An 18963-nucleotide genomic window follows, 5' to 3' on the forward strand; every position below is an offset into this window, starting at 1 on the left:
ACTATGGCGCGACGTCGATACGGCCGTACAGCCCGTCGGCTTCGTTATTGGGTCCCGCGGCAAAGAACAAGGTATTCGCAGGTTGGTTGTTCAAGCCGTTGCCGAACGCGATCCCCCACAACCCCGGTTCGATGATTGCCGTGCCGTCGGCATGCTGCAGGGTGCCGATCAATATGCCGGTGGTCGGATCGAACGCATGGATCGTGCCGTCGCCGAAGTTCCCGACGAGAAGCACATTGCCGAACGGGCTGAAGTTCGCAGGGGAGAGCGCGATGCCCCACGGTGCATTCAGTGGCCCGCCGGTCGCGAAGCGCTGCATGAATTGGCCTGACGGGCTGAATACGTCGATCAAACCCAGGCCCGCGCCCGGCACGTCATCATGTGCGGCTGCATCCTGCTTTGCGTATGTGACGAACAGCTTCGCGCCGATGGCCTGGATGCCGAAAGGCGCGAAGCCTGCCGGCAGCGACGGGTCTTGAAATGCGCCGGGCAGCGTCACTTTCGTGAAGGTGCGGTCGAACACGTCGACCTTGTTGTTGTGAAAGTCCGCGGCGTAAAGGAAATTCGTGCCGCCGAGGCTGGCCATCGCCAGCCCCTTGTAGACTGCGCTGCCGCCGCTATCGAACACGGTGACCGCCGATGTCGGGTTGACTGCAGGCGACCACGCGGCGATCGTGCCGCCCTCTCCCGCGAAGATGAACGCGGCGGGCCCAGACTTGGCGTTCTGGGTCACGACGAAATCGGTCGTGCCGTTGAATACGATGCCGGTCGGGTTCGCGGCGCCGCTCGATCCGGCCGGAATCGTGACCACGAGCGATTGCGGCATGCCATTGCCGTCATAGAGCGTCGCGCGTTGCGTGCCGTTATCCGCGACCCATGCGAAGCCCTTGGGATTGAAGGCGATGCCCCACGGGTTCACCAGATTGGCATCGGTGTGAGCGGCCGGAAGTCTGCCGTCGGAGACGAGCGCGGTGACCTTGAACCCGCTCATGTGCGATGAACCGTCGCCGCATGCCACGAGGACGGCAAACACCAGGACGCCCAGCGCAGCGCCGAGCGCCGTAGGGAACTGTTTCATCAGTTGCTCCGAGAAACCCCGCCATTTCCCCCAAGTGGACTTCCTTCGGGGCGCATGGCGGGGAGGAAAGGAGCGCCGTCGACAGACGGCATTCCATCGTTAGAATGACCGGCATGATCCTTGTCTATCGCTACCGGGTGAAGTCGCTAAACGGCTTGCTGAACCAGCAGAGCCGTGCGGTGAACTACGTGTGGAACTTCTGCAATGACACGCAGAAGCACGCGCTCAAGTGGAGCAAGAAGTGGCCGACGGGTTTCGACCTGAACGTGCTGACGACCGGCAGCAGCAAGGAACTCGGCATCCACGCCGGCACGGTCAACGCAACGTGCGAGCAATATGCGAAGTCGCGCAGCCAGCACCGCCGCCCGTACCTGCGCTATCGCGGCCGGAAATCGCTGGGCTGGGTGCCGCTGAAGGGCCGCGACCTGAAACGCGAGGGCGACGCGTTTCGCTTCGCCGGCAACACATTCCGCGTGTTCAGCAGCCGGCCGCTTCCCGACGGCAAGATCAAGGACGGCACCAATTTTGCGCAGGATGCGCGCGGCAACTGGTTTCTCAACATCGTGATTGAATTGCCCGATGTTCAGGCGCGCCCGATCCGTTCCGGTGTCGGCATCGATCTCGGCCTGAAAGACTTCGCAACACTTTCGACCGGCGAGAAGCTGCCGAATGACCGGTTCGGCCGACGCGCGGCCGAGAAGCTCGCGAAAGCGCAGCGGGCGCGCAAGCACAAGCGGCATATCGCGAAGCTGCACGCCAAGGTGGCCAATGCCCGCGCCGACTTCCAGCACAAGCTCGCGCTCGATCTGGTGCGGCGCTTCGACTACATCGCGGTCGGCAACGTGTCGGCCGCCAGACTCGCCAGAACCAGAATGGCGAAAAGCGTCTACGACGCATCCTGGTCGTCCTTCCGGGACAAGCTCCGTTACAAGGCGATGGCGCACGGAGCCACGTTCGAGGAAGTGGACGAAAGCGGTTCGACCCAGTCCTGTTCGGCGTGCGGGTCCAAAGACAGCACGACGCGGCCGAAAGGTATCGCGGGACTGCGAACAAGAGCGTGGGCCTGCAGTGGCTGTGGTGCCTTGCATGATCGTGATACCAACGCTGCGTTGAACATTCTCCGATGCGGACGTGCATCGCCAGTAGTGGGAATCGCCCGCCTTTAGGCGGGCGAGGACGTCAAGATTCTGCTCCTGCTCCGCGAGCGCGCGAGCAACGCCAGCTAAACGAACGAGCCATCGCGTTTATTCCATGTTTGCACGCCTGGCTTGCCGTAGCGTGTTGCCGGGTCGACCGCCACGACATGTCCATTCGGTCCGGGTGCCCTTCACCCGTTTCGTGAATCGAGACGATGTCGATGAATTCGTCCGATCCAGCTACGGCTGGGCGCCGTCGTTCGGCTTGATGTGGCGGAATGCGGCGAGCAACGAAAGATCGTAAGCGATCTTCAGCACGCCGCATGCGATCAGCGGCACCGCGAGCCAGCCGAGGCCGAACAGCCCGCCGGCAAGCGTCGGTGCGACCGCAGCCGCGAGGCTGCGCGGCACGGACGTGAAGCTCGCCGCGGCCGGACGTTCCGCCGGCGTGACGACGGACATCACATACGCGGTGCGCGTCGGCACGTCCATCTGCGAGAGCGCGCTGCGCATGAGCAGCAGCGTCAGCGTTGCCGGCAACGACGGCGCAAAGGCCGCGCCGATCAGACAGAGGCTCGACGGAATGTGCGTGAACACCATCGTGTTCAGCAAGCCGATCTTGCGCGACAGCGGCGCGGCCACGAGCTGGGAGCCCGCGGCGAGCAGGCCGGTGCAGAAGAAGAACTTGCCCGCCGTGCCGAGCGGCATGCCGAAGCGCTGGATCAGCCATAGCGACAGCAGGGAATTGACCACGAGACCGCCTGCGAACGCATCGACGCTGAACAATAGCGCCAGTCGCGTGACGATGTGCCGTGACGGCCCGAGCGGAGGGGCGGCCTTCGTCGTGCGCGATCCGGTGCGCGGCAATCGGCCGTACAGCACGCAAACCGTGGCGCCGGTCGCGGCATAGACGACGAACATCGCCCGCATCGCGGCAAGAAACGAGAACCCGGCATGAGAGGCAAGCCAAAGCGGCAGCCCGGCCGCCAGCGAGCCCAATGCAGCCGACACGGCGCCGACGAGGCTGTAGCGTGCAAACAGCGCAGTCCGCGCGTCGCCGCTGGCGGCTTCGGCGAGACGTGCCTGTTCGAGCGGCAGAAAGAGGCTGACGTCGCCGGAACTCGGGTTGAGCGTGCCGACGAACGCGACGACGACGAGCGGCCACCATGTCGACAGGCTCGCGAAGCCGATGCCGGTGGCGGCCATCAGGACGGCGGCGAAGATCAGCATCCGGCGGCGTGGCAAGCGGCCGGCCACGATGCCCACCGCGATCGTTGCGATCGCCGACCCCATCAATGTCGCGGTGCTGATCAACCCCACGTGGACTTGCGCGAAGCCGAGTGCGAGCAGGTATGCGGGAAGCAGCACTGCGATGAACCCGTCGCAGAAGCCGCGCATGCCGCGGCTCGCGAGAATGATCCATGCGGCATGTTCCGCGCCGGCCGGAAGGAGTCGGCGTGACAGGCGGATCATGAATGAAGCTGTAACGCGGCCTTCATGCATGTGCATCACGCTGGTATCGCGTACGTCGAACGTGGCTCGTCACGGTTCCTTCGGGTGGCGTACCGACGATGGAGAAACGGACAAGCGGCCAGCCCGACCGGCGCCGAGGTGGTCATCACCAACTTCCGGATGCGTTGCAATGCCTCGAACGTCACGCGTGCACCGATATCGACCCGGATGCCGGTTCACAACGGATCATGCCGGATCAAGCAGGCTCGGGCAATCGGGCCATGCCGAACCGGCGTGCGACCGGGAGGCAGGCGCTCGCGCACGCGGCGCCAATGTGGGCGCCTGACTCGCCGTTTTTCGGATCCGCCACGCCGTTCACGGCGTCACGACAAGCGCCGTGTGCATGCCGGCTTCATAGTGTCCCGGCTTGTTGCAGATCAGCACGTAATGCCCCGGCGTGAGCTTGAACGACGTGCGCCTGCTTTTGCCCGGCGCGATATCCTCGACTTCGCCGATCTTCTTCAGCTTGTGCTCGAGGACCTGGCCCTTGCTGACAGGCAGCGCGTCATCGGCGAGATCCGTTTTCAGCACGACGAGTTCGTGCTCCATGTTGTTTCCAGCGGCATTCGTGACGTCGAGCGTGACGCGCCCGGCCTTCACGTCATGTGTTGCGAGATCGATCGAGTTCGGCAGCAACGTCGCCTTGACGGTTTGCTGCGCCCAACCGGCATGCGATGTGATGCCGAGTGCGATCACGTTGACGACGATGGCGAATCTGTAAGCGACACGCATGGCAGCCCCCTTTGATCAAGACGTCGCGCCGTCGAGCGTCGAGAGATTGCCGTGTGCCGGTTCGTCGAGCACGCAAACGCACCTGCCCGGACAACGGCATGTGCTCTTTCTGCAGCGCGAGGTACGTGCAGTAAACGGGCACTGCCAGCGGCTTATTCCTGGGGTGGGGACGACTTCGATACGACGCACGCGTGATTCGGAACGAGGCGCGGCGAGGCCGCAGTTGCTTTCCGCGACGAGACGTTCGGGCCGCAACGACGCATATGCGTCACGACAAAACGCCCTTCGAGGCCACGCTCGAAGGGCGTCATGGGCGTTGTGCTGCGCTCGGTGCTTCGACGCGGCGGCAGCCTGCTCGATCAGCGCCCGGATGGGCGGTAGCGTGCCCGCCGGAACGGGTCAGCCACCCGGTTCCAAGTCAACGCATGTTCCCGGTATGGCCGAGCGAGTACCGCCCCGGTTGCGGCCATACCGTCAGGCCGTGCGGCTCCATGCCGACGGGAATCGACTTGACCGATCCGCTTGTCGTGTCGATCGCATACACGACGTCGTCGAAGCGACCGGACAGCCACAGCGTGTTGCCGTCCACGCTGACGTTGCCCATGTCGGGGCTGCCGCCGCCCGGGATCGGCCACGTCGTGAGCACCTTGCGTGTCGCGAAATCGATGACCGACACGCTGCCCTTGCCGTGGCGCGGCCCGTGGACGAGGTTGGAGCCGCGATTGGCCACGTAGAGCTTCGTGCCGTCGCGGCTCGGGTACAGGCCGTGCGTGCCGACGCCCGTCTTGATGAAGCCGATCTTCGTGAAGCTGTCGCCGTCGACGAGGTAGACGCCGTCGGCCATCATGTCGGCCACATAGAACACCTTGCCGTCCGGCGACACGCGGATGTCCTGCGGCATGCCTTTCCTGTCGAGTTCGAGATAGCCGACGACGTTGCGGTTCACGAGATCGATCTTGGCCAGCTTGCCGCCGAACTCGCACGTGAACAGCGCGTACTTGCCGTCGATGGAGAAGTCGGCGTGGTTGATGCCCTTGCATTGCGGGACGTCGAGGCTCGACTTCAGCGCCATCGTGTGCGGGTCGCGGAAGTCGAGCCGTGCATGCGCTTCGGCCACCACGATCGCTTCCTTGCCGTCGGGCGTGAAGTACATGTTGTACGGGTCGTCCACCAGCACTTCCTTGCCGGGCTTGCCCGATTTCGGATCGATCGGCGTCAGGCTGCCGTCGGTGCGGCCTTCGGCATTGTTCGCAACCCACAGCGTCTGCAGGTCCCACGACGGCACGACGTGCTGCGGGCTGCGACCGACGGGGAATCTGTCGACGACCTTGTAGGTGGCCGGATCGATCACATAGACGTCGTTCGAACGCAGGTTCGGCACGTACACGCGCGACAGCGCGCCCGCGACCGCGGCGCTCATGTGGCCGGATTGCGCGTCGGCGTACAGGTTGTCCGGGTTCGACACGGGCGGCATGCCGGGCACGGTCGCGACGGCGGGCGCGGCGAGTACGCTGCCGGCACCGAAACCGGCGAGCGCGGCGGCCATGAGGACGGCGAGACGGGAGAAGCGGCGGCGACGGCGGGAACGGGGTTGCATGGGTTGCATGACAGGGTCCGTGTTCGGTTGGTCAAGACGGCGGGACAAATGGTGCGATGTGTCGCCGGATGCGTCAGTGGCCGGCGGTGTCCTTCCTGATGGCGTCGATCGTGCGCGACACGATCGCATCGGTGCCCAGCCGGCCGAGCTCGACGCTCGCGTGGCGCGGATCGCCGCCGTACACGCCGTCGGCGGCGCCGGGTTTCGCCGCGCCGCGCATCTGGTCGGTCCTCACCATCTGCGGCGCGACCGCCAGCAGCAGCGCCGTGTCGGCGAGCCCCGCATGCGTGCCGATATCGGCGTCCGGCACGCCGTGCTGGCGCAGGATCTGCGCATAGCCGTCGGAGCTGGTCCCGTAATACTCGGGCGGCACGAACGCGCGCGCGCCGGAACCGGCCCACGACTTGTTGAGCTGGGCGACCGCCCGCCGGATGTCGTTCTGGTAGCCGCCGTGATCGCCGAGAAAGACGATGTTCGTGAAACCGTGGACCCGGAAGCTGTTGGCCGCCGACTCCAGCGTCTTCTCGAATACGTCGTCGGGCACGGTGATCGTACCCGGGAAGCGCATGTGCGAAGTCGGCGGCGCGTAGCCGCCCTCCGGCACATAAGCGATGACGGGGGCGACGATCGCGTTGCCGAGACCTTGCGCGATGCGTTCGGACAGCGCCTTGACGCGCGTGTTGTGCTTGCCGAGCGCGACATACGGTCCGCTTTGCTCGGTCCCGCCGATCGGGATGAGGATGGTGGTCTTGCCCGCGTGAATGCTGTCGCGCAGCTCGGTCCAGGTCATGTCTTCCAGCTGTACCGTTTTGGGTACCTGCGCCACGGCGGCTCCAGCAAGGGCGAATACGACAGCGGCGGCGACAGCGGTTCGTGGCAAGCGTTTCATCGCGGGTTCCCGAAGAGTAGGGGGAGGTCGTTGCGGTCATTCTTCCCATCAACGACTCCACGCTACTCGCAGTTGACCCGGAAAGGGGGCTCTACCCTGGGGCGTACCGTCGCACCTCGCGACAAGATCCGCCAGTCGGCTAGTCGGCTAGTCGGCTAGTCGGCCAGTCGGCCAGTCGGCCGCTCAGCCGCTCAGCCGCTCAGCCGCTCAGCCGCGCAGTCAGCCCGGCAGCCCGGCAGCCAGCCACCACGCGACAGCCCGGATCCGCGCTGTCGCGCGAGGCATTCGGCAACGTCCAGCGGGCGGGAAATGGGTGACGATGGGCGAGGCCTGCCGGTCAGCCAACTGGGCGACGCGCTTGTGGAAAGATTGGGGGATCGATCGGATTGACGGCCCGGGTGTGCAATCCGGCAAACGTGGTTCCGGCCGGAACGACAGCCGGTCGGCAGGGCGGCGGGGAAGGCGGCGCGCCGCTCCATCCGCCGGCGGAGAGGCGCGGCGGGAATCGACGCGGGAAGCGGGCGGGAACCCCCGAATGCACGCAAGAGCACGCATTGCAGCCGCCCCGGTGCATCACTCGACTTCTTCCTCGACAACATCCGGCGCCGCCGCCGCGTCCCCGCCACGCTCCCGGTAAGCCGCCGGCGGCACGCCGAACTGCTTGCGGAACTCCCGTCCGAGGTGCGACGCGTCCGCGAACCCGCAGCTCGACGCGATATCGGCGACCGTCCGGTCCGAGCTCGTCAGCAGCCACGCGGCGGTGCGCAGCCGCACCTGCTTCGCAAACGCCTGCGGGCTCTTGCCGGTTTCCGCCTTGAACAGCCGCTCGAGCTGCCGCGCGGACAGGTCGAGCTTGCACGCCAGCTCCTCGAGCGGCAGCGCGCGCCCGACGTGCTGTTCCATCAGGAGAATCGCGCGCTTGACCTTCGGGTGCGTCGCGGGCTCGAGGCCCGGCGGATGCGGCTGCGGCGCGTTGCCTTTCTGCATCTCGCCGACGAGCAGGATCCGCAGCGCCTTCTGCACGGTCGCATGATCGAAATGGCGCAGCAGGATCGCCGCGGCGACGTCGATCGACGCGCGGCCGCCCGAGCAGGTGATCCGCCGCCGGTCGATCACGAACAGCCGGTCGGCGATCAGCAGGTCCGGGTCGGCCGCCGGGAAGCGCTCGATGAAATCCCAGTAATGGAACCAGCTCACGCAGGTGCGGTGCGCAGCGAGCACGCCCGCGCGCATCAGCGTGAACACGCCGGTGCAGATGCCGACGATCGTCGCGCCGTCGGCGGCCGCGCGGCGGATGAAGTCGAGCGTTTCCGGCCCCGCCTGCGGCCCCGAGTGCAGCAGCCCGCCAACCACCACCACGTAGTCGAACGGCTCCGCATCGGCGAAGGTCTCCCACGGCGTGATCTGGATTCCGCAGCTCGCGCGCACCGGCGCGAGGGTTTCCCCGATCACGCTCCACGCGCAGCGCACCGGCTTGCTGTAGTCGCCGTCGTCGGCGGACAGCCGCAGCATGTCGACGAACCCGGAGAACGCGGTCAGCGTGAAGTTCGGCAGCAGCACGATGCCGAAGCGGATGCGTTTGGGTGCCGGCTCGGCAACAGGGGAAACGGGTACGTCGGGTGTCATTGCGGTCAATCTCGTCACGCCGTGCGGGCGGTCTCACTCTGATTACGGGGGCGGTACAGGGCCGCCGAACGGATGCTGCGGGGATGGCCCAAGGCCCGCACAGGCTCGATCCGCGGCCGGCGCCCGCATGGCGCCGATGCAGCCAGCGTCGCCGATCGGCCGGGCCCGGACTTGCGTTTTTCCGCCGCGAACCATCGCCAAAGCGCATTTTCGGGGCGCGCCGCGCATCGCTTGGCGGCGCTATCCCACGTCGATGCCGTTTTTGTTCTATCGGTGGATTTTACGCTTTGGTGTACTGGCGTCCAACGTCACTTCACGTGTGTCCAACCAGAGGAAGCCAGATGAACGTCAGCGTCTTCGACCTGTTCAAGATCGGCATCGGCCCGTCCAGCTCGCATACGGTCGGCCCGATGATCGCCGCGTGCCGCTTCGCGTCGCACGTCGAGGATGCGAACCTGCTCGGCTTCGTGCAGCGCGTGCGGGTCGAGCTGTACGGCTCGCTCGGCGCGACCGGCAAGGGCCACGGCACCGACAAGGCGGTGCTGCTCGGCCTCGAAGGGCACCTGCCCGATTCGATCGATCCGGACCTGATCGAGCCGCGCCTCGCCGCGATCCGCTCGGCCAAGTCGCTGTCGCTGCTCGGCAAGCAGGCGGTCCGCTTCGAGGAGAAAGAGCACATCGGCTTCTATCGCAAGCTGATGAGCGGCACGAGCATCGTGCATCCGAACGGGATGCGCTTCCAGGCGTTCGACGAGCACGGCCAGCTGCTCGTCGAGAAAGAGTATTACTCGGTCGGCGGCGGCTTCGTCGTGAACCGCGACGGCGACCGCGTGAACGGCGTGCGCGCGGCGGCCGAGGTGCCGTATCCGTTCCGCACCGGCGACGACCTGATGCGCCAGTGCCGCGAACACGGGCTGTCGATCGCCGAGCTGACGATGCGCAACGAATGCGCGCTGCGCCCGGCCGAAGAGGTACGCGCGGGCCTGCTCGCGATCTGGCACACGATGGCCGCCTGCGTCGAGCGCGGCTGCAAGGTCGAGGGCGACCTGCCGGGCCCGATGCGCGTGAAGCGCCGCGCGGCCGAGCTGAACACCCGCCTGCGCGCGCGTTCGGAGGAATCGCTGCGCGACCCGCTGTCGATGCTCGACTGGGTCAACCTGTACGCGATGGCCGTCAACGAGGAGAACGCGGCGGGCGGCCGCGTCGTCACCGCGCCGACCAACGGCGCGGCCGGCGTGATCCCCGCGGTGCTGCACTACTACGTGAAGTTCGTGCCGGGCTCGAACGAGAACGGCATCGTCGATTTCCTGCTGACGGCAGCTGCGATCGGGATCATCTACAAGGAAACCGCGTCGATCTCCGGCGCGGAAGTCGGCTGCCAGGGCGAGGTCGGCGTCGCGTGCTCGATGGCCGCGGCCGCGCTCGCCGCGGTGATGGGCGGCACGCCCGACCAGGTCGAGAATGCCGCCGAGATCGGCATGGAGCACAACCTCGGCATGACCTGCGATCCGGTCGGCGGCCTCGTGCAGATCCCGTGCATCGAGCGCAACGCGATGGGTGCGATCAAGGCGCTGAACGCATCGCGGATGGCGCTGAAGGGCAACGGCCAGCACTACGTGTCGCTCGACTCGGTCATCAAGACGATGCGCGAGACGGGCGCCGACATGAAGACGAAATACAAGGAAACGTCGCGCGGCGGTCTGGCCGTGAACGTCATCGAATGCTAATGCCAGTGAGCAAGAAGGGGTCTGCAAGATGAGCCGCTATTCCATATTCAGTCTGTTCCGCAACGGGTTGTCGTGTCACGAGAACTGGGAGCGGCAGTGGAGAAGCCCGGAACCGAAGAAGGAATACGACGTGGTGATCGTCGGCGGCGGCGGGCATGGCCTCGCCACCGCGTACTACCTCGCGAAGGAGCACGGCATCACCAACGTCGCGGTGCTCGAGAAGGGCTGGATCGGCGGCGGCAACACCGCGCGCAACACGACGATCGTGCGCTCGAACTACCTGTGGGACGAATCGGCCGCGCTGTACGAGAAGGCGATGAAGCTGTGGGAAGGGTTGTCGCAGGACCTGAACTACAACGTGATGTTCAGCCAGCGCGGCGTGATGAACCTCGCGCACACGCTGCAGGACGTGCGTGACACCGAGCGCCGCGTCAATGCGAACCGGCTGAACGGCGTCGACGCCGAGTTCCTGACGCCCGCGCAGGTCAAGGAAATCGAGCCGACGATCAACCTGAACAGCCGCTATCCGGTGCTCGGCGCGTCGATCCAGCGCCGTGCAGGCGTGGCCCGGCACGATGCCGTTGCGTGGGGCTTCGCACGCGGCGCGGACCGCGCGGGCGTCGACATCATCCAGAACTGCCAGGTGACGGGCATCCGCCGCGAAGGCGGCGCGGTGGTCGGCGTCGACACGGTGAAGGGCTTCATCAAGGCGAAGAAGGTCGCGGTGGTCGCGGCCGGCAACACGACGACGATCGCCGACATGGCCGGCATTCGCCTGCCGATCGAAAGCCACCCGCTGCAGGCGCTCGTGTCCGAGCCGATCAAGCCGGTCGTCAACTCGGTGATCATGTCGAACGCGGTGCACGCATACATCAGCCAGTCCGACAAGGGCGACCTCGTGATCGGCGCGGGCATCGACCAGTACACGGGCTTCGGCCAGCGCGGCAGCTTCCACATCATCGAAGGCACGCTGCAGGCGATCGTCGAGATGTTCCCGGTGTTCTCGCGCGTGCGGATGAACCGCCAGTGGGGCGGCATCGTCGACGTGTCGCCGGACGCGTGCCCGATCATCAGCAAGACCGACGTGAAAGGCCTGTATTTCAACTGCGGGTGGGGCACGGGCGGCTTCAAGGCGACGCCGGGCTCGGGCTGGGTGTTCGCGCACACGATCGCGCAGGACCAGCCGCATCCGCTGAATGCGCCGTTCGCGCTCGACCGCTTCTACACGGGCCACCTGATCGACGAGCACGGCGCCGCCGCCGTCGCGCACTGAACCTGACCACCACGAGGAGAACCTTATGTTGCTGATCGAATGTCCGTGGTGCGGGCCGCGCGCCGAATCCGAGTTCACGTGCGGCGGGGAAGCCGACATCGTGCGCCCGGTCAATAGCGAGAACATGACCGACCGCGAATGGGGCGAGTACGTGTTCATGCGCGAGAACAAGCGCGGCCTGCACAAGGAGCAATGGCTGCACACGCAGGGCTGCCGTCGCTGGTTCAAGGTCACGCGCGACACGGTGACGTACGACATCAAGGGTTACGAAAAATTCGGCGGGGCCGCCAACGGCCAGCCCGTCGCCAACGCCAAGCAAGAGGGCACCAGCAAATGAGCCAGAAAGACCGTCTCGGCACCGGTGGCCGCATCAATCGCGCGATTCCGCTGACGTTCACGTTCAACGGCCGCACGTACCAGGGTTTCCAGGGCGACACGCTCGCGTCCGCGCTGCTCGCGAACGGCGTGCACTTCGTCGCGCGCAGCTTCAAGTACCACCGTCCGCGCGGGATCGTGACGGCGGACGTCGCGGAACCGAACGCCGTCGTGCAGCTCGAGTCCGGCCCGTACACCGTGCCGAATGCGCGCGCGACCGAGATCGAGCTGTACCAGGGCCTCGTCGCGACGAGCGTGAACGCGGAACCGTCGCTCGAGAACGACAAGTACGCGATCAACCAGAAGTTCTCGCGCTTCATGCCGGCCGGGTTCTACTACAAGACCTTCATGTGGCCGCGCAACATGTGGCCGAAGTACGAAGAGAAGATCCGTGAAGCGGCGGGCCTCGGCAAGGCGCCCGACACGCTCGACGCCGATCGCTACGACAAGTGCTACGCGCACTGCGACGTGCTCGTCGTCGGCGGCGGCCCGTCGGGTCTCGCGGCCGCGCACGCGGCGGCGACGGCCGGCGCGCGCGTGATCCTCGTCGACGACCAGCGCGAACTCGGCGGCAGCCTGCTGTCTTGCCGCGCGGAAATCGACGGCAAGCCCGCGCTGCAGTGGGTCGAGAAGATCGAGGCCGAGCTGCGCAAGCTGCCCGACGTGACGATCCTGTCGCGCAGCAACGCGTTCGGCTACCAGGACCACAACCTCGTGACGGTCACGCAGCGCCTGACCGATCACCTGCCGGTATCGATGCGCAAGGGCACGCGCGAACTGCTGTGGAAGGTCCGCGCGAAGCGCGTGATCCTCGCGACCGGCGCGCACGAGCGGCCGATCGTGTTCGGCAACAACGACCTGCCGGGCGTGATGCTCGCGGGGGCCGTGTCCGCGTACATCCATCGTTTCGGCGTGCTGCCGGGCCGCGACGCGGTCGTGTTCACGAACAACGATCGCGGCTACCAGGCGGCGCTCGACCTGAAGGCGTGCGGCGCGAAGGTGACGGTCGTCGATTCGCGCGCATCGTCGAACGGCGCGCTGCCGGCGGCGGCGAAGCGCCAGGGCGTGACGGTGATGAGCGGCGCGGTCGTGACGGCCGCGTCGGGCAAGCTGCGCGTCGCGTCGGTCGACGTCGCGTCGTACACGAACGGCCAGACGGGCGGCAAGCTGAAGACGCTGCCGTGCGATCTCGTCGCGATGTCGGGCGGTTTCAGCCCGGTGCTGCACCTGTTCGCGCAGTCGGGCGGCAAGGCGTGCTGGAGCGACGACAAGGCCTGCTTCCTGCCCGGCAAGGCCGTGCAAGCCGAGGCGAGCGTCGGCGCGGCGGCCGGTGAATTCGGCCTTGCGCGCGCGCTGCGGCTGTCGCTCGATGCGGGCGCTGAGGCCGCGAAGGCGGCGGGCTTCACGGCCGCGCAGCGCCCGGTTGCGCCGCAGGTCGCGGAACCCGTCGAAGGTGCGCTGCAGCCGCTGTGGCTCGTCGGCAGCCGCGAGGCCGCCGCGCGCGGGCCGAAGCAGTTCGTCGATTTCCAGAACGACGTGGCGGCCGCGGACATCCTGCTCGCCGCGCGCGAAGGCTTCGAGTCGGTCGAGCACGTGAAGCGCTACACGGCGATGGGCTTCGGCACCGACCAGGGCAAGCTCGGCAACATCAACGGGATGGCGATCCTCGCGCAGGCGCTCGGCAAGTCGATTCCGGAGACGGGCACGACGACGTTCCGCCCGAACTACACGCCGGTGTCGTTCGGCACGTTCGCGGGCCGCGAGACGGGCGACTTCCTCGACCCGATCCGCAAGACCTGCGTGCACGAATGGCACGTCGAGCACGGCGCGATGTTCGAGGACGTCGGCAACTGGAAGCGGCCGTGGTACTTCCCGAAGAACGGCGAGGACCTGCACGCGGCCGTGAAGCGCGAATGCCTCGCGGTGCGCAACAGCGTCGGCATTCTCGACGCGTCGACGCTCGGCAAGATCGACATCCAGGGTCCGGACGCGGTGAAGCTGCTGAACTGGATGTACACGAACCCGTGGAACAAGCTCGAGATCGGCAAGTGCCGCTACGGGCTGATGCTCGACGAGAACGGCATGGTGTTCGACGACGGCGTGACGGTGCGCCTTGCCGACCAGCACTTCATGATGACGACCACGACGGGCGGCGCGGCGCGCGTGCTCACGTGGCTCGAGCGCTGGCTGCAGACGGAATGGCCGGACATGAAGGTGCGGCTGTCGTCGGTGACCGACCACTGGGCGACGTTCGCGGTCGTCGGCCCGAAGAGCCGCAAGGTCGTGCAGAAGGTCTGCCAGGACATCGACTTCGGCAACGAAGCGTTCCCGTTCATGAGCTACCGGAACGGCACGGTCGCGGGCGCGAAGGCGCGCGTGATGCGGATCAGCTTCTCGGGCGAGCTGGCCTACGAAGTGAACGTGCCGGCGAACGCGGGCCGCGCGGTGTGGGAAGCGCTGATGGCGGCGGGCGCCGAGTTCGACATCACGCCGTACGGCACCGAGACGATGCACGTGCTGCGCGCGGAGAAGGGCTACATCATCGTCGGTCAGGACACCGACGGTTCGATCACGCCGTACGACCTCGGGATGGGCGGGCTCGTCGCGAAGTCGAAGGACTTCCTCGGCAAGCGCTCGCTCACGCGTTCCGATACCGCGAAGGAGGGCCGCAAGCAGTTCGTGGGCCTGTTGACCGACGACGAGCAGTTCGTGCTGCCGGAAGGCGCGCAGATCGTCGCGAAGGACACGCACGTGTCGGCGACCGAGCCGACGCCGATGATCGGCCACGTGACGTCGAGCTACTACAGCCCGATCCTGAAGCGCTCGATCGCGCTCGCGGTGGTGAAGGGCGGCCTGAACAAGATGGGCGAGAGCGTCGTGATTCCGCTGGCCAACGGCAAGCGCATCACCGCGAAGATCTCGAGCCCGGTTTTCTACGATACCGAAGGGGTGCGCCAGCATGTGGAATGAAACCAGAAACCAGACGCAGGTGGCGGGCGCGGGCGGCGTCGCGCTCGAGTCGCCGTTCGTCGGCGCGGCCGACCTGCTGAAGACGCACCAGGCGCGCGCATCGAAGAAGTTCACGTTCCGTGAAAGACCGTTTCTCGATCTCGTCAACGTGCGCGGCGAGTTGAGCGACCCCGCGTTCGTCGACGCGTTCGAGCGCGTGGTCGGCTGCCGGCCGCCCGCCGCGCCGAACACGGTCGCGCGCAGCGCCGAGTACGACGTGCTGTGGCTCGGCCCCGACGAATGGCTCGTGCGCTCGAACGGGCCCGTGCAGGCAGGCGCGCTCGAAGCGAAGCTGGCCGAGGCCGTGCAGGGTTCGTATGCGGCGGCGGTCGATGTCGGCAGCGGCTACACCGTCGTCGAAGTTAGTGGCGAACACGTGCGCGACGTGCTCGCGCGCGGCTGCCCGCTCGACCTGCATCCGCGGCTGTTCAAGCCGGGCCAATGTGCGCAGTCGCATTTCTTCAAGGCGTCCGTCACGCTGGTGCCGACCGGCGACGACACGTTCGAGATCGTCGTGCGCCGCAGCTTCGCCGACTATTTCGTGCGCATCATGCTCGACGCGGCCGCGCCGCTCGCGTCATGAAGCCCGTCGACGAACCGTTCGTGTCGATCGACGCGCCGCGCCTGCGAGGGCGCGGCTGGAGCGTGTTCGTCGACGAACTGAAGGTGCCCGCACGGATCGGCATCCACGCGCACGAGCACGAGGCGCCACAGCCGATCGTGATCGATGCGCAGCTCGGCTATCGCTGCGAGCCGAGCGAGGCCGGCGAGTGGATCGATTACGACGGGTATTGCACGCGTGTCGCAGCGTATCTCGCGCACAAGCCGCATACGCGGCTGCTCGAGACGCTCGTCGCCGATATCGCGGTGATGTCGTTTCGCGAGTGGCCGGCGCTGGAGACGCTGACGCTGTCGGTGCACAAGCCGAAGATCCGGCCGGGCACGAAACGCGTCGGGGTCGGGCTCGACTGGACGCGCGGGGATTACGTGCGGTGGACGGGGGAAACGGCGCGGTTCTGACCGCGGAACGGATGAGAGCGGCACGTTTCATCCGATGTGGGTTGGGGCCACATCGAAGCGCGTCGTCGGCGTGAATGCAACCAAATGTATTCATCGGATCCGACGCGCGGGAGGTCGTTTATCATGGTTCGCTCACGTCGATTGAACGGTCTGTGAGCGAAGTATGAGGAATCCCCGTAAGACATTGATGATTGCCGGGGGGCTTCTGGTCGTTGCGACAAGCGCTTCGTACCTGATGCTCCTCAGAGCGGACCACCGTGCCATTGCAGAAGCGACGGCCGGCATGTCCGAAACCGGCATGTCCGCGACCGGCATGTCCGCGACCGGCATGTCCGATTCAGCACGAGGGCCGGACGCCGATTTGCGATCGAGCCCCGATCATGTTTCGCAAGGAAGCATCGATCAGCCTGCGCTTCCCGCAGCAACCACGAAGCCCGCCGATGTAGCGCAGCAGAAGCCTGCCGCGCCGGTGACCGTGGTGGTGGAGCCTGCGCAAGGTCCGGCTACTCCGAGCGCCAGCGCACCACCGCAGCCGGCGGTACCGCCGAGCGTCAGCGCACAAGCGCAGCCGGCGGCACAGCCAAGCGCCAGTGCGCAGCCGAAGCCGTCAGTACAGCCAAGCATCAGCGTGTCACCGCAACTGCCGGCTCAGCCGAGCGCGCCGCCGTCCGCCGCCGTCGCGTCGGTCGATGCGCAGAGCCCGGCCGCGTCGACGGCGAATCACGCGCAACGCGCGTCGCGCGGCCGTGACACCCTGGAACGTCACGCAACGACGAATCGTGCCGGGACGACGGCCGAGACGGCCGAGACGGCAGCACTGGTCAGGGAGTCGTCCAGGCTCGATCCTTCGTTGCCGCCACCGACGGGCCTGCCGGTTCGCTCGAGCACGGATGGACACAGCTCGTCTGCAGGCGCCAACGCGGTCGGTGCCGCGATGACCGCGCAGCTCGTCAGGGAGTCGAGCAGTCTCGGCCCTTCTTCGTCGCCAAAGGACAATTCGGCCGCTGCGAAGTAACGACGGCGGACACCGGCGGACCCCGGCGATGTACCGCACGTGCGCCTGGGTATCGGCGTGGATGTTCCGGGTGGCCGGGCACTGCGAGGGTCGGAACTCAGCCCTCGCAGGCGCTCACTGCCGGTCGGATCCCGCAGCCGGAAATCGCAGGTTGCTAGTTGACGCCTTGAGCCGCCGCCGCGAGTGCTTTCATCGCGAGCAGGTACGGATACGGCCCGTGGCTGATCCGGGCCACGCCGCTTTCAGCGAGTTCCGAGATCGCGGGCGTTTCCGCGACGCGCATCACATTGATCGGCAGCGGCGATGCGGCCGTCAGTGCGCGGATCAGCTCAGGTGATTGAAGGCCCGGCACGAAGAGACCGTCGGCGCCCGCTTCCGCATAAGCACGTCCTCGTGCCAGCACCTCGTCGACGAGGCGGCTGTCATGCTGTTCCGGCGGGGTCGTGAAAAACACATCGGTGCGCGCGTTGATGAAATAGCCTGCGCCCGCGCGATCGGCGGCCGTTCGTGCCGCGGCGATGCGGGCGGCCGCGTCCCCGACGGCGCGCAACTCGCCCGTTGCGGGAAAGCTGTCCTCGAGGTTGCAACCGACCGCTCCCGCTTCGATGCTCAGCGCGATCGTTTCGGCGACGTCCTCGAGCCGTTCTCCGTAACCGCTTTCCAGATCCACTGTGACCGGAAGGTCCGTCGCGCGCGCGATCCTGGTGACTACCTCCATCACGAGCGCACGCGGGATCTGCTCGCCATCGGAAAAGCCGTTGGCCTTCGCGACCGACCAGCTTCCGGTCGCCAGCGCAACGGCGCCCGCACCGGCCACGGCTTGCGCGCTTCCGACGTCCCAGACGTTGAATAGCACCAACGGATTGCCTGCGCGGTGAAGCGATCGAAACGTTGCCGCCTTGTCACTGCTGCTCATGCTCGGTTCTCCTGATGAACACCGGGTTGAATGCCGCGCCGAAGGACACCGTCACTGTATCGAGCGCGGCGAGGAAATCCCTCGCATCGAAAATCTCTCCAAGACTCCGGACGCCGCCGGATCGCGCGGCCTTGCCGGTCAGCAACCGCTCGGCCGCCTCCACGATGATCGGTGCGCTGACCGCGTAGATATCGCGTCCCGTCGCCGTGACGCGATGCGCGGTGCCGTTCTGCACGACCACGACATCCACCGCGAATTGCTGGGCCGATCGCCCGTGCTCGTCTTCGGGCCGGGGCGGCGGCGTATCGGCGGCGCGAACGTCGCGCAGCGCCACGAGCGCGAGCCAGGATGCGATCGTATCAATGCTCAAATGGTGTGACACGGCCAGCACTTCCGTAAACGGCAGCATCGTCACGTCCATGCTGCCGAGCGGCTGCGGGAAAGACCACACGCCTTCACGCGCCGGTTGCGGAAGCGGTACGAGTTTCCCGTTCTCCTGGACCAGTCGTATCGCGTGATTGCGTTCACCGGTCACGCGCGTGCCGCGCGTCGGATGCCAGCTGTCGAGGCCGATCGCGATATCGACGCGCTCGATCGGCTTGTCCTGGTGGTCCACGGCTGCCGTGACGAGCAGATCGGCCAGTCCGCCATAGAACGCCGCTGCCGGAACGATGCTCACGCCGGCGGCGCGCGCACGCGCATCGCGCTGTTCGATCAGCATCTGGAATGCGGGCTGTTCCGCCGTGACGTCGAGATATGGAATGCCGGCACGCAGCGCCGCGTCGACGACCGGCAACGCTGTATCGAGAAAGGGCCCTGCGCAGTTGATCACGGCAGCCGCGCCGCGAAGGGCTGCGTCGAGTGCATCCGGGTCGTCTATGGCGGCGACGCGCGACGGTATCGCGTCGTCGGCACCGCTTTCCGTCAGGCGGGCCGGATCGCGCCCGATGCGAATGACACCGAGCCCGCGTCGCTTCAACTCCGCGACGACGAAACGTCCCGTGTGGCCTGTGGCGCCGTAAACCGCAATCGTCTTTCGATCGTTCATGGTCGACTCC

16 protein-coding genes are annotated in these 18963 nt (G+C 66.7%); 8 read left to right on the forward strand and 8 right to left on the reverse strand.

Annotated elements, in window-relative coordinates:
* Position 1: 1 nt before the first annotated feature.
* A complete protein-coding gene (locus ACV229_RS32440; RefSeq protein ID WP_448087174.1) occupies positions 2-1078 on the reverse strand; it encodes a TIGR03118 family protein in 1077 nt (358 codons plus the stop codon).
* Positions 1079-1191: 113 nt separating this feature from the next.
* Between ACV229_RS32440 and ACV229_RS32445 the strand changes: the two genes are divergently transcribed.
* The gene (locus ACV229_RS32445) at positions 1192-2244 is read left to right on the forward strand and encodes an RNA-guided endonuclease InsQ/TnpB family protein (RefSeq protein ID WP_448087175.1); all 1053 of its coding nucleotides are present in this window, start codon (positions 1192-1194) and stop codon (positions 2242-2244) included.
* A 210-nt stretch (positions 2245-2454) separates the two neighbouring features.
* Here the strand turns inward: ACV229_RS32445 and ACV229_RS32450 are convergent, their stop codons facing one another.
* The 5 genes from ACV229_RS32450 to ACV229_RS32470 form a co-directional block, all read right to left on the reverse strand.
* Positions 2455-3723 carry an MFS transporter gene (locus tag ACV229_RS32450; RefSeq protein WP_448087208.1) on the reverse strand — a complete coding sequence of 423 codons (1269 nt, stop codon included), beginning with the start codon at positions 3721-3723 and terminating at the stop codon, positions 2455-2457.
* A 318-nt stretch (positions 3724-4041) separates the two neighbouring features.
* Positions 4042-4458 (reverse strand): plastocyanin/azurin family copper-binding protein, encoded by a 417-nt coding sequence (locus ACV229_RS32455; protein WP_448087176.1) that lies wholly within the window; start codon positions 4456-4458, stop codon positions 4042-4044.
* Between the two features lie 418 nt (positions 4459-4876).
* The gene (locus ACV229_RS32460) at positions 4877-6055 is read right to left on the reverse strand and encodes a YVTN family beta-propeller repeat protein (RefSeq protein WP_448087209.1); all 1179 of its coding nucleotides are present in this window, start codon (positions 6053-6055) and stop codon (positions 4877-4879) included.
* 73 nt (positions 6056-6128) lie between these two features.
* Positions 6129-6944 (reverse strand): creatininase family protein, encoded by an 816-nt coding sequence (locus ACV229_RS32465; protein WP_448087177.1) that lies wholly within the window; start codon positions 6942-6944, stop codon positions 6129-6131.
* Between the two features lie 573 nt (positions 6945-7517).
* The gene (locus ACV229_RS32470; protein WP_448087178.1) at positions 7518-8570 is read right to left on the reverse strand and encodes a GlxA family transcriptional regulator; all 1053 of its coding nucleotides are present in this window, start codon (positions 8568-8570) and stop codon (positions 7518-7520) included.
* A 341-nt stretch (positions 8571-8911) separates the two neighbouring features.
* Between ACV229_RS32470 and ACV229_RS32475 the strand changes: the two genes are divergently transcribed.
* The 7 genes from ACV229_RS32475 (at position 8912) to ACV229_RS32505 (ending at position 16989) form a co-directional block, all read left to right on the forward strand.
* Positions 8912-10297: an L-serine ammonia-lyase gene (locus tag ACV229_RS32475; protein WP_448087179.1), complete on the forward strand. Its 1386-nt coding sequence runs from the start codon at positions 8912-8914 to the stop codon at positions 10295-10297.
* Positions 10298-10325: 28 nt separating this feature from the next.
* Positions 10326-11570: a sarcosine oxidase subunit beta family protein gene (locus ACV229_RS32480; RefSeq protein WP_448087180.1), complete on the forward strand. Its 1245-nt coding sequence runs from the start codon at positions 10326-10328 to the stop codon at positions 11568-11570.
* 25 nt (positions 11571-11595) lie between these two features.
* The gene (locus ACV229_RS32485) at positions 11596-11907 is read left to right on the forward strand and encodes a sarcosine oxidase subunit delta (protein ID WP_448087181.1); all 312 of its coding nucleotides are present in this window, start codon (positions 11596-11598) and stop codon (positions 11905-11907) included.
* The gene (locus ACV229_RS32490) at positions 11904-14915 is read left to right on the forward strand and encodes a sarcosine oxidase subunit alpha family protein (protein WP_448087182.1); all 3012 of its coding nucleotides are present in this window, start codon (positions 11904-11906) and stop codon (positions 14913-14915) included. Before ACV229_RS32485 ends, ACV229_RS32490 begins: the two co-directional genes overlap by 4 nt.
* Positions 14905-15537, forward strand: coding sequence for a sarcosine oxidase subunit gamma (locus tag ACV229_RS32495; RefSeq protein WP_448087183.1), 633 nt, complete (start codon positions 14905-14907; stop codon positions 15535-15537). Before ACV229_RS32490 ends, ACV229_RS32495 begins: the two co-directional genes overlap by 11 nt.
* Complete coding sequence (locus tag ACV229_RS32500) at positions 15534-15974, forward strand: dihydroneopterin aldolase (protein WP_448087184.1); 441 nt, start codon at positions 15534-15536, stop codon at positions 15972-15974. The genes ACV229_RS32495 and ACV229_RS32500 overlap by 4 nt, the downstream gene beginning before the upstream one ends.
* A gap of 163 nt (positions 15975-16137) precedes the next feature.
* Positions 16138-16989, forward strand: a complete 852-nt coding sequence (locus ACV229_RS32505; protein WP_448087185.1) for an extensin — start codon at positions 16138-16140, stop codon at positions 16987-16989.
* Positions 16990-17143: 154 nt separating this feature from the next.
* Here the strand turns inward: ACV229_RS32505 and ACV229_RS32510 are convergent, their stop codons facing one another.
* Both ACV229_RS32510 and ACV229_RS32515 read right to left on the reverse strand, forming a co-directional pair.
* The gene (locus tag ACV229_RS32510; protein ID WP_448087186.1) at positions 17144-17905 is read right to left on the reverse strand and encodes an isocitrate lyase/PEP mutase family protein; all 762 of its coding nucleotides are present in this window, start codon (positions 17903-17905) and stop codon (positions 17144-17146) included.
* Entirely contained in the window at positions 17892-18953 is a 1062-nt protein-coding gene (locus tag ACV229_RS32515; protein WP_448087187.1) for a saccharopine dehydrogenase family protein, read from the reverse strand. The genes ACV229_RS32510 and ACV229_RS32515 overlap by 14 nt, the downstream gene beginning before the upstream one ends.
* Positions 18954-18963 lie beyond the last annotated feature (10 nt).

This window comes from Burkholderia sp. MR1-5-21, assembly GCF_053427715.1.